13 protein-coding genes are annotated in these 12,159 nt (G+C 34.4%); 8 read left to right on the top strand and 5 right to left on the bottom strand.

What is annotated here, in order from left to right; all coding sequences use genetic code 11:
- Window positions 1-3: 3 nt before the first annotated feature.
- The 8 genes from ACRD62_RS13830 to ACRD62_RS13795 all read left to right on the top strand — a co-directional run bounded on the left by ACRD62_RS13830 (window position 4) and on the right by ACRD62_RS13795 (window position 7,482).
- Entirely contained in the window at window positions 4-627 is a 624-nt protein-coding gene (locus tag ACRD62_RS13830) for a hypothetical protein (protein WP_430820697.1), read from the top strand.
- Window positions 628-730: 103 nt separating this feature from the next.
- Window positions 731-2,734 (top strand): glycoside hydrolase family 97 protein, encoded by a 2,004-nt coding sequence (locus ACRD62_RS13825; RefSeq protein WP_430820696.1) that lies wholly within the window; start codon window positions 731-733, stop codon window positions 2,732-2,734.
- A 150-nt stretch (window positions 2,735-2,884) separates the two neighbouring features.
- The gene (locus ACRD62_RS13820) at window positions 2,885-3,454 is read left to right on the top strand and encodes a Crp/Fnr family transcriptional regulator (RefSeq protein ID WP_430820695.1); all 570 of its coding nucleotides are present in this window, start codon (window positions 2,885-2,887) and stop codon (window positions 3,452-3,454) included.
- 56 nt (window positions 3,455-3,510) lie between these two features.
- Window positions 3,511-3,945 (top strand): SRPBCC family protein, encoded by a 435-nt coding sequence (locus ACRD62_RS13815; RefSeq protein ID WP_430820694.1) that lies wholly within the window; start codon window positions 3,511-3,513, stop codon window positions 3,943-3,945.
- A gap of 146 nt (window positions 3,946-4,091) precedes the next feature.
- The gene (locus ACRD62_RS13810; protein WP_430820693.1) at window positions 4,092-4,988 is read left to right on the top strand and encodes a mechanosensitive ion channel family protein; all 897 of its coding nucleotides are present in this window, start codon (window positions 4,092-4,094) and stop codon (window positions 4,986-4,988) included.
- Between the two features lie 100 nt (window positions 4,989-5,088).
- On the top strand, window positions 5,089-5,937 hold the full coding sequence (locus ACRD62_RS13805) for a hypothetical protein (protein ID WP_430820692.1): 849 nt from the start codon (window positions 5,089-5,091) through the stop codon (window positions 5,935-5,937).
- A gap of 291 nt (window positions 5,938-6,228) precedes the next feature.
- Window positions 6,229-6,903, top strand: coding sequence for a response regulator (locus ACRD62_RS13800; protein ID WP_430820691.1), 675 nt, complete (start codon window positions 6,229-6,231; stop codon window positions 6,901-6,903).
- A gap of 135 nt (window positions 6,904-7,038) precedes the next feature.
- A complete protein-coding gene (locus tag ACRD62_RS13795) occupies window positions 7,039-7,482 on the top strand; it encodes a GNAT family N-acetyltransferase (protein WP_430820690.1) in 444 nt (147 codons plus the stop codon).
- Between the two features lie 92 nt (window positions 7,483-7,574).
- On the opposite strand, the gene ACRD62_RS13790 is transcribed toward ACRD62_RS13795, so the two are convergent.
- From ACRD62_RS13790 to ACRD62_RS13770, 5 genes are all read right to left on the bottom strand, one after another.
- Entirely contained in the window at window positions 7,575-7,793 is a 219-nt protein-coding gene (locus ACRD62_RS13790; protein ID WP_430820689.1) for a Nif11-like leader peptide family natural product precursor, read from the bottom strand.
- Between the two features lie 216 nt (window positions 7,794-8,009).
- On the bottom strand, window positions 8,010-8,975 hold the full coding sequence (locus tag ACRD62_RS13785) for a DUF4340 domain-containing protein (protein ID WP_430820688.1): 966 nt from the start codon (window positions 8,973-8,975) through the stop codon (window positions 8,010-8,012).
- A complete protein-coding gene (locus tag ACRD62_RS13780) occupies window positions 8,968-10,467 on the bottom strand; it encodes a GldG family protein (RefSeq protein WP_430820687.1) in 1,500 nt (499 codons plus the stop codon). The genes ACRD62_RS13785 and ACRD62_RS13780 overlap by 8 nt, the downstream gene beginning before the upstream one ends.
- An 11-nt stretch (window positions 10,468-10,478) precedes the next feature.
- A complete protein-coding gene (locus ACRD62_RS13775) occupies window positions 10,479-11,204 on the bottom strand; it encodes an ABC transporter permease subunit (RefSeq protein ID WP_430820686.1) in 726 nt (241 codons plus the stop codon).
- 30 nt (window positions 11,205-11,234) lie between these two features.
- Complete coding sequence (locus ACRD62_RS13770) at window positions 11,235-12,158, bottom strand: ATP-binding cassette domain-containing protein (protein WP_430820684.1); 924 nt, start codon at window positions 12,156-12,158, stop codon at window positions 11,235-11,237.
- Window position 12,159 lies beyond the last annotated feature (1 nt).

Genomic DNA, 12,159 nt, shown 5'->3' with positions numbered 1-12,159 from the left:
TACATGAAACCAACCTTTTTAATCCTTAGCATTGTATATATTTGTGCGTCATGTGCGACACCGCATAAGGTGATTCCTAAATTACCGTCTGTCGCTATTGACAATATCAAATTTAATTCTTCAGACAGCCTCTATTATGGATATTTTGAAGATATTCTTCAGAAATCAGATAACAAAAGACTGCAACGTTGGGCCAAACGTAAAAATTATTCTTTAATAGGTTTTGAAGTAACAAATGCCAGTACTGAATTTACCAAAGGCTACCAGTTAAAATATTATTACCAGGGGAAGAAACTGACACCCATACGTAATGAATGGGTTGCAAAAAAAGCACGTCAAAAGATAAATGGATTAGGACTATTAGCAATTCCTTTAGGTTTAATTGAGATGATATTCAGAGATGCTACCTATGAAAACCTGGATATTGATATTGGAGAAGGAGCTCCTTCATCAATGAGAATGGCAGAAATAAACAATCAAAACCGGAAGGAAGCCAACAGGCAACTACTTAATAACCTTGTGAATCTTGAGATTAGTGACAAAGTCCTTAAAAAAGGTGTACCCATTTATGCTGTAATGGTTTTGGAAGGAGAAATTGACCTTTCTGAACTCGAAATCAGAAAATGATTTCATTGGCATTTGATTGAATAATACCAAACAAACTTTTGGAAAGCAGCAATTCAGCCTTTACTTTTAAGTCATAAAAATCAATTATTAACAAGCAGTTTTTATGAAATCCATTCTTTCCACGACAAAAAGCAATCATTTTCTATTTATTGCAATTAGCTTATTTATATTCTTTTCTTGCAAAACAACAGAATCGAGAAATATTTCTTCACCTAATGGCATTGTTAAAGCAATTGTAAGCAACGAAAACGGGTTACATTATTCTGTTATTTTTAACAACGATACTGTCCTGGAAAATTCTAAAATAGCTATCACTCTTAAGGAATTTGGTAAGTTAGAATATTTTGAGGTAACACAAGTAATAAAAAGAACTGTCAATAATAATTGGCAACGTGTGTGGGGAAAGCGAAAATCAGTTACAGATCATTTTAATGAAATACAGCTTCAACTTAAAGAAATAAGAAGTAATATAATTATCGATTTGTATGTTCGCGCCTACAACGACGGTGTTGCAATTCGATATGGTTTCCCTGAACAAGATGGATTATCTAAAGTTGAAATTACCACTGAAAAAACTCAGTTTGCATTTAAGGATAATTATAAGGTTTGGAAAGCCGATTACAAAATGTATAAATCATCTCAGGAACAGCCATTTTTAGAAGGTAAAATAAGCGATATTCAACCACAACATTTAATCGGTATGCCATTATTGGTAGAAACCACAAACAAAAATTATGTGGTTATTACAGAAGCTAACCTTACTGATTGGTCTGGTGCTTTTTTACGAACAGATGAATCAAATAAAAACACTGTTACCACCGATTTAGCTCCACTTCATAATGATAGTTCGGTTTGTGTTATTCGCAACACACCAGCACTTTCTCCATGGCGAACCATTATGTTGGCTAGTAAACCTGGTGAATTAATTGAATCGGACCTGATCGCTAATTTAAACGAGCCTGTAGCATTGGGCGATATATCCTGGATTCAACCAGGAGCTTCAGCCTGGGACTGGTGGTGGAGCAATAAATATGCGCCTGGCGCCAATTTTGAATTAGGACCAAATCAGGAAACAATGAAGTATTATATCGACTTTGCATCTGAAATGGGTTGGGAATATCAGATTGTAGACTGGCAATGGTACGGAGAACCATTTGGGCCAGATGGTGATGCAAATACTGATGCAGATATCACAACTTGTATTGACGGAATCAACATCGAAGAATTGGTTAAATATGCTCATTCTAAAAATGTTAAAATAATTGTTTGGGGACATTGGAAATCGATGGATAAACAAATGGAGGAAGCCCTGGCATTATATGAAAAATGGGGTGTTGCAGGAATTAAGATAGACTTTATGGATCGTCAGGATCAGGAAATGGTAAATTACTATCATAAACTGGTTAAGAAGGCTGCAGAACATCATTTGCTGGTTGATTTTCATGGGGCATATAAACCAACAGGTTTTAGTCGGACTTATCCTAACCTGATTACCCGTGAAGGGGTAATGGGTAACGAATATAATAAATGGAGCCACGATGTGACTGCAGAGCATAACGTTACACTTCCATTCACACGTGGATTATTGGGCGAAATGGATTACACGCCGGTATCTTTTAATAATGTAAGACCTGATCAGTTTGTAACCGAAGATAAAGCCAGTGATCAAGCTCCAATGGTGATGTCGACCCGTTGTCATCAACTGGCAATGCCGGTTGTTTACGAAAGTGCTTTTACTGTATTCTGTGATTCTCCTGACAGGTACCGTAATGGAGTTGGAATTGATTTTCTGAAGGCTGTTCCAACTACCTGGGATGATACTAAAGTTCTGAATGCCTCTGTCGGTAATTACCTTACAATAGCACGCCGTTCAGGAGATGACTGGTATATTGGGAGCATGACTGATGCAGATGAACGCGAACTAACCATCGATTTAGACTTTTTAAAAGAAGGAAAATACAAAGCTATTCTATTTGAAGACGCTGCTGATTCAAATGAATATCCATCGCATGCCGTTCAACGTGAAATTGAAGTTGACACAACAAAAAAATTAACTATTAAAATGGCTAAAGGTGGTGGTTTTGCTGCCGTCGTAAAGAAGTTATAAACCAGGATTAAAGGAACACATTTTAGAAAAAAACAGAATTCTCATAAAAGATATTTGAAAAGCCAAAACTGAATAATCATGTAAATGTTATTTAATAAGTAGATCAATATGCTATGTTCTCTTTAACGGATAACCTTACAATAGTATTATATGAAAGACTTACAAAAATACATTACTACCTATTTTGGTATCTCTGAAGATGATATGCAAAAAGTAGCAGCCCTTTTTAAAGAAACTGAACTCAAAAAGGGCGATTACTTTTTAAAAATTGGGCAATATTGTGATAAACTAAGTTTTGTCCAAAGTGGATATGTAAGGATATATTCGACTTTTAATAATAAGGAAGTTACACAATGGATCTCAACGAAGGGTTATTTTATCACTGAGTTAAACAGTTTTATATTTAAGCAAAGAGCCCGATATAATATGCAGGCCTTGACCGACTGTAAGTTATTCACCATAGAAAAAGATAATTATAATCTTCTTAATAAGATTCTTCCAAATTGGCCTGTAATGGAAAAGCAATTTATTGCCGGATGTTTTATTACACTGGAAGATCGTGTTTTTAATCACCTTTCATTAACAGCTGAAGAAAGATATGAGCAATTTTTTCAGCAGAACAAAGAGTTATTTAATCAGGTACCCCTTCAATATATTGCATCAATGTTAGGTATGTCGGCAGAAACTTTTAGTAGAATTCGAAATAAAAAGATTTCTTGACATTTGTCAAAAGTGTCAGCTCATTTTTGCCCCAACTTTGCCTAAAATTAATCGTTATGGCAAAGTATATTAAAACATCATTACAGATCAATGCAAGTAAAGAATTAATCTGGAAAATCTTAACAGACTTTGATCGTTATCCCGAATGGAATCCTTTTATAAAATCTCTTTCGGGAAAGGTGGAAACCGGTAACCAAATTACTGTTAAGCTGAATAACATGGTATTTAAACCTACTATATTAAAGTATGAAAAGAATAGCGAATTTAAATGGTTAGGCCATCTTGGATTAAAAGGACTATTTGATGGAGAGCATAAATTTCATCTAAAAACCAACACAGATGGAAGTACTACTTTGGAACAAAGTGAAAAGTTTACTGGTATTTTAATACACCTTTTTCCTAAGAAAATGTATGAAGACACAAAACAAAGTTTTATTCAAATGAACGATGAGCTTAAATTGCGCGCAGAACGAGTAAAAAAAGCTACTTAAATTCCATATCCTAAAACTTAAAAAGATTATTCTAAGTCACTTTAGCGAGGAATAATATTCCTTGCTTCCTATTCATTGACAAAATCACATCTGCAAATACAAAAACTATTTCGTAACTTTTAATAGTATCATTATCAGTTACAAAAATGCAAACATTTGAGAGTTACTTAAACGAGCATATCGGACTCAGCGATGCTAGTCTGAATAAAATAATAGTATCTGTAATAACCATACTAATCTTATGGCTACTTCGCTTAATTATCCTTCAAATAGTTTGGCGGCAAAATAAAAACATTAAGATTCGCTATCAGTGGAAAAGAGCTTTATCTATAATTATTCCTCTTTTAGGTTTTGTTTTGATAGCTGGTATATGGATGCATGCTTTCAAACAGTTTGGTGCCTTTCTGGGATTATTTTCTGCAGGTCTGGCTATTTCTCTAAAAGATCCGTTGACTAATCTGGCAGCCTGGTTCTTCATTACTTTTCGTAAACCTTTTGCCGTTGGTGACAGAATTCAGATCGGACAACATGCCGGTGATGTAATCGATATTCGACTTTTTCAGTTTACCATTCTTGAAATTGGTAATTGGGTTGATGCCGACCAAAGCACAGGTAGAATAATACATATACCAAACGGGAAAGTATTATTGGAATCGCAAGCTAATTACAGTACTGCTTTTGAGTACATCTGGAACGAAATTCCGGTTTTGCTTACATTTGAAAGTGATTGGGAGAAAGCAAAAAATATTCTTCAGGAAATCATCAATCAACATGCTGAGCATATTAGCAAAGGAGCTGAAAAAGATATTTTTGAAGCAAGTAAAAACTATATGATATATTATAAGAATCTTACCCCTATTATTTATACAAAAGTAAAAGATTCAGGTGTAGAGCTCACCATTCGTTATTTATGTAATCCAAGGCGTCGACGAGGTTCTGAAGATGAGATCTGGCAAGATATACTCCAACAGTTTAAACAACATTCTGATATTGATTTTGCTTATCCCACAACAAGATTTTATAAACCAGGCGAAAATATTTGAAACCAATCGCAATATCAATAACATTAACACAACAATAAAAAACAGATGTTTTATTTAAAACAATAAGCCCAATTAATAGTTTCTTTAGAAAAAAAAAGAAATGGCAAAGACTTTGACCCTATTAACAGTATTGCTGATAAGTTTAGTGATGAATGCCCAAACTTCTTCTTTTGAGGGTACATTTATGAATAATAGCAATAACATATCGTTGCAGTTTAAAAAAATGGATAAAGATTATCATGGAATGCTTTCTACTGCTGGCACCAACTTTGCCATGAAAGCTCAATTAAATAATAATCAATTGGTTGGTACTATTTATGGCATGAACGGACCATTTGACTTTACGGCTACCTTACAGGGAACCAACCTTACATTAAATTCGGCAGGAAGTAATGAATCGTTCTATAAACTAGCCGACGTACATTACATTGCCAACCTTGATTTAACTCCTTACATGGTTGATTTTAGCCAGAAGTATGCTAATAATCAAAATCAATATTCAGGTAGTGAACAGCTACAGCAGAATAATCAAACAGCTACAAATAACAACACACAATACCAAACACAAAATAACCAGAACCAGGAATTACTTAATTTGATATCAGGAAGCCAGCTAGTATACTACCAACGTACTTCTTACGTTAGCGACAATCTTGCAAGCTCCATTACCTATGTAAACTTTTGCCCTAACGGTCGTTTTTCGATCAACTACGACGGTTCGTTCAGTGTATCGGGTAATTATGGCGGATATGCAGGTGGCGCATCCAGCTCGCACGAAACTGGCACATGGAAACTGATTACCTACGAAGGTCAGCCTGCCGTATTTTTACAGTACGATAATGGCGAAACAAGTACCAACGTTTATAACATCAATTATTTAAAAGCTGGCAGATGGAGAATTGGAAATACACAATATGCATTGGTTCGTAACAAAGTTCGCTGTAACTAATCACTTGCAAAATTATTTAATATTTACATACTAATTCCATACATCAAAATAAACATACATATTGAGGTTTGGTATTCGTCTGTTATAATCATTGCTACAACCAGAACTTTCCTTTTCTAAATGATAAATAGATCGATTTTAATAAAAATGAGAACTTAAATTTACTATATACATCTATATATATGTATATTATTATTGTTTTTTTTACATGTCAATGATCCAAATTGCTTAAGATTTGTTACTAGCTTATAACGTAATCATTACATTAATTAATGATTAAATCCTAGTTTTATGAATTACACCCTTGCAATTGTAGATGATCATCCTTTATTCCGCGAAGGTTTTAGATATACATTAGAAATATCAGGTTCTCAATATAAATTTCTTGAGTTCAGTGATGGTAAAGAAATAATCAAACACATAGAAAAAGATCAATTAATTGACTTAATATTCATGGATATACTAATGCCTGACACAGATGGCATTACTGCAACAATGTTTATAAAAAAGCAATTCCCAGACATTAAAATTATAGCCATTTCTTCCAGCGAAAGTCTTGAGTTCATTGAAAATATGATTAAAGCAGGGGTAAATGGTTATATTCTAAAAGATACATCTCTTAAAGATTTAGTTACTGCAACAGAAACAGTACTTAAGGGTGAAAGTTATTTCTCTCCCCGAGTAATCATTAAACTCTCAAAACAAATAGTTAGTGGTGTGTCTACACATTATACTGGCATACCTGCTGAATTATCGGAAAGAGAAGTTCAATTATTAAAAGTGTTTTGTGCAGGATTATCTAGAAAAGAAATTAGCAATCGTTTCTTTATTTCTGAACGAACTGTTGATAAACACAAAGAAAATATTTTAAAAAAGACACATTGTAAGAATGTAATGGAACTGATATTTTATAGTCTGAAACATGGCCTCATAGATATCAATTTAATGGATCAGATGGCTTCATAAACTGAAGTTTAAAACATTTATATGATTAGCACTCTCTTAAGCAATTAATATTATAAATAACATAGCTTCTTTTACTAAATTTGAGAGATTTAAATTCTAAATGAATTTTTTGTAATTATTAATTCTGAGACTTAAATGAATATTCAAATAAGGCCATTGCAAAAAACAGACTATATCCAAATGATTGCTATGTTCAAAGAATTTGCCACCTTTCAAAAATCGGCTGATAGGATGAAGAATTCAGTTGAACAAATGGAACAAGAATCGGATTTCGTAAATGGATTCGTTCTTGAAAAAGATAAAGGAGAGTTAATTGGATATGCTACTTACTTTTATGCTTACTACACCTGGACTGGCAAATCGCTATACATGGATGATTTGTATGTAAAACCTGCTTACCGGGGAAATGGTTATGGTCAAAAATTGATTGAATCTGTTATTGATAAAGCAAAAGTTGATAGTTGTAAAAAGGTTCATTGGCAGGTATCAGGTTGGAACAAAAATGCAATTAGCTTTTACAAAAAATTAGGTGCAATAGTTGATGACACTGAGATGAATTGTGATTTTTGGATAAAATAAAACGGGCCCCATTTTATGCATAACTGCAATAAGGGTCCCGAATATTTTTTCATAAGTGGGTATAAAACCATCGTTTAAATCATCAAGATCAGTTATACCCAAATACCCTTTTTTGGCGGGTTACCATAAGATTCGAAGTTATCGCCATTCTCACGAAGTACTTCTTTTAATTCTTCAACTGTAAAATCAAAGCCATCTTCTTTGGCTAAGTCTACAAATTTTTCTTCAGAAAAGGTGTTATCGTACTTAATACGAAATTGTCTATCGTCACCTCCTTTGTCCAGTAATTGTTGTACGCTTTCCTTTGACATATTTTTATAGTTTAGTTTAACGATTGTAAATATAAATAGATTTTTTATTTCTATTTGTAACTTATATGTACTTTTTATTTTCATTTATCAACACACAAGCGCAATATATTTACAATTACCACTAAAGACAATAAAAAATACTTTCATTATGAATGGTCTTGATACAATAAAACCGTCCCAGATTAGAGACGGTTTTCAATGGAAGTAAAATAGAATTTATTTATTTTCCAGATCACTCTTCAATACAAATAACTTCTTAAAAATTCTGTCTTTCTTCTCCTTAAAAACGGAACCTGAATTTTGACTTGAAGTTAAAACAACATCCTCATCCTTAATAATCGCATTTATTTCAATATTCTCTCCATTGTCGGAAAAAATGGTAAGTTTATGAGAGAAACTACCTGTATTATCATTTACAAAAGAAGTTCCTTTTAACGATGATATTTCGGTTAAATATTTTGCAACGGCTGTTGAATCTAATGCTGTTCCATCAACCATCCAGGTATTCTCATTCTTTACCATGGTAAAAGAAGTTTCAGGAGTAGTAAAATCAATCTTATTAATACTTCCTTTATCCACTTTCACAATCGTCTTATCCCTGAAAGAATTGGCATCTCTGTTTGCTGAACTACCCAAAAATCCAGCAACTGCATATACTTCCGAATCGTTTCCACTTCGAACATAGGTTGTCATTGTTCCTCTTTGCTGCATGTATGGATTTTGCTGCATCATGGCAGTTTGTTTAGGTTGCTGATAAGAAAACTTACCGATATATAATGTTGCTAATTCACCACCAGAACCCATTAGTTGAACCTTCGTGGCTAATGAATCAGTAAGTTCATAATTTACCCATCTTTCTGTACTTTGTGCAGCCAGACGCAATGGCTTTAATCCATTTACCTGACTTATTAAACTTTCAATCAAATTCTTATCACCCTGATACGATTTACCTTCAAATAACACTTTCCAGCTATCATTCTCTTTTTTCAACTCAATAGGCTGGCCATTCAACATTTTTGGTTGAATAACTACCGATGTTATTTTAGTCTCATCTACACTAAATAATTTATCTTTTAAAGTATTGATACCCTTTGAGCCATCAATAACTTTTACAAGTACAGTAACAACCAGCAACCCTAAAAAAACAAGTCCCAGTAATTTTATATTCAGTTTTCTAAACATAGCTCTCTCCTTTCCTTTTTAGTCGAACGTATTTCCTTTTCTGATAACGGTAAACACCAAAACCAAGAATGACAATGAGTGGTAATACAAAATTGAGAATTTTCAGAAAGTTCTTATCTCCATCTTCCAGTTGCTCCAAAGGACGCATCTTAACCTGCTTACTTCTGAGTTGAATCAGTCCAGTATCGTCACTCATAAAATCGATAGCATTTACGACAAAATTTGCATTATCAGGTTGCACCTGACGCATATTTTCACCTGAGCCATTAATGGCTAAATCACCATCGCTTATTACTATTATCTTATGATTACCTTCCTCCAGTAAACCAGCTACAGTCAACTTAGGAGATGAGAAATCATTTTGAGTCCATTGTTTATCGATATTGAAATAGACCGGACTGGCTTGCGTTCCTGATTTATCAGAAGTAAAAACCAATGGAGTAAAACTCCGGGTAGAATCATTATTATAAGTCATTGAACTACCAAACTGCATCATCATTGTACCTAATCCCTTTGTGACAGGATGATCGGCAAAATTTGACAGTACAGGCAGATATGGAAAACTAATTGGACGATTAACAGTAAACATACCCTGATGTTGCTGCACATTAATCTGACCACAGGTAACATCTATCACAAAATCTTCATTTACAGTGATTCCTCTTTTTTTCAACCAATCCGCCAATCCTGTATATTTGGCAAAACCCATTCCTCTATTCAGCTGTGCATCTACCCTATTGAAAGCTACAAATAGGTTACCTCCCTGATTTAAATAATCATCCACATATTTAAAGGCTTCTGATGGAATAGAATCCTGCGGGTTGATCCAGGCCAGTGTTTTATATTTACTTAAATTAACACTATCCGAAAGAATAACTTCCTCGGGTACATATAACACATCTAACCCCTGCATTACCTGAACCATCTCACTGATAGATGCTTCTCCATGCCCAGTTATAAACCCGATAGCTGCTTTATCCGGCACAATCATCTTTTTGATTGCTGTTGTTAAAGCATATTCCATTTGAGCACCTGGCTGAATAAAAGGTATCGTCTCTGTTTGCTCGCCAATCTGAATCACAGCTCCCATATAAGCTTTCTTAGTCGTTGACTGATCTTTCTCCCTATCCTGAATCATCACTGTCTGAATCCCTTCCTGCACAGCTTTTTGCTCCTGTGCAGGATCTTCATTGGGATTAATAAATTCATAAACTACCTGATTCTTAGAGCGGGTTGCATATTCTGTTAGTAGATCTTTGAAATCTTTGCGCAACTGATCAAACTGTGGCTGAAGACCTTCTGAAAAATAAGCAGTAACAGTTACCGGCTCGTTAATTCCCTTAAGTATATCTTTTGTTGTTTCGCTAAGGGTGTATCGCTGGTCTTCGGTAAAATCTATCCGGAAGAAAAACCTATTGGCAAGTACATTAACGAGTATTAAAATACCTACAACCAGGATGATATATAAATTAAATCTGCGTTTATCAATCATGATTACTCTTATTAGTTAATGTTTCGTTTAACAAGTGAAAGTTCAGAGGCCATTAAACCAGCCATAATGATTGTAGCAAAATAGATGATGTTCTTACTATCTATTACACCACGCGTAATGCTATGATAGTGGTATTGCATATCCATGTATGAAATCACATCACCTATAGTTCCCGGAAATGCACCGGACATAATTCCAAATAAGATTTGGAAGAAAACACCAATAATCAATGCTAACAAAAATGCCACAATTTGATTAGAGGTAATGCTACTTGCAAAGATTCCCAGGCTTATATAAGCAGCACTCATTAAAAGCAAGCCCAGATATCCGGTTAATACAGAGCCATGATCAATGGGACCAATAGACGCTATTGAAATATAATATGGTAGCGTTAATGCCAAAGTAGTTGCAATCAACAAAAAGGTTGCCAGAAACTTTCCGGTAACCACTTGCCAGTCTGATACCGGTTTTGTCAATAACAATTCGATGGTACCTGTTTTGTATTCTTCGGCGAGTTGCTTCATGGTTAAAGCCGGAATAAAAATAAACAGTGTCCAATAGGCAACACTAAAAAATGGTTGCATGGTAGCCTGATTGATATAGAATACATCAAAACTGCCATATAACCACGTAAAAAATCCACTTAATCCTAAAAACACCACTATTAGTATATATGCCATCAGGGAATCGAAATATCCCTTGAGTTCTTTTTTAGTTATAATCCAAATTTGCTTCATAATGTATTTGTTTAAGCAATACTGATTCTGTTATTTGGTAAGTTCTCTAAATACATCTTCCAGATTCTTTTCAACGGGAGTAAGTTGTGTAAGAAACCATCCTTTATCAACACACATTCTGAAAATTGATTCTACAGATGACATCCCCACCTTACTTTCAATTTCAAATAGTTTGCTATCATCAACAAAAGACACCAAATCTACTTCGGGCAATTGTTGCAATGATGTAAACACGTCATTCCTGTCGTTAGCATTCACACCTACTTTAAGAATTTCTTTACCCTGAGCTTCTTTACGCAAAGATTCCGGAGTACCATCAGCAACTATCTTTCCTTTGTTGATAATTAAAACACGATCGCAGGTAGCCTCGACCTCGGCCAGAATATGAGAACTTAATATAACCGTCTTCTCCTTTCCTATTTCCTTAATCAATTCACGAATCTCTATTATCTGGTTAGGGTCGAGTCCCGTAGTTGGTTCATCTAATATCAATACCTCAGGATCGTGAATTAAAGCCTGAGCCAAACCAACTCTTTGCTTAAATCCTTTGGATAGCTCGCCTATCTTTTTGTGTTTTTCCAGGTTTAACCCACATATACGAACCATTTTTTGCACCTGAAATTCAATAATCTCCTTACTTACACCTTGTAATTCACCAATAAAAGCCAGGTAATCCATCACAGGCATATCCAGATACAAAGGATTACTTTCGGGCAAATACCCAATACTTTTCTTCACCAGATCAGGAGATTTAGCCACAGAAGTTCCACCCAAAAGAATATCTCCTTCATTAGGTGATATATAGCAGGTTATTGCTTTCATTGTGGTTGTTTTTCCGGCTCCATTGGGTCCCAAAAAACCAAGTATCTCTCCTGTTTTTACCTCAAACGAAAGATTGTCCAAAGCTTTTTGAGTACCGTACATTTTTGTAACGTTTTTAACAGAAATGTCCATT

This window comes from Carboxylicivirga caseinilyticus (assembly GCF_050589785.1).
Lineage (GTDB): Bacteria > Bacteroidota > Bacteroidia > Bacteroidales > Marinilabiliaceae > Carboxylicivirga > Carboxylicivirga caseinilyticus.
Note: the sequence above shows the minus strand (reverse complement) of the source record. Positions and strands in the feature narration are given on the sequence as shown.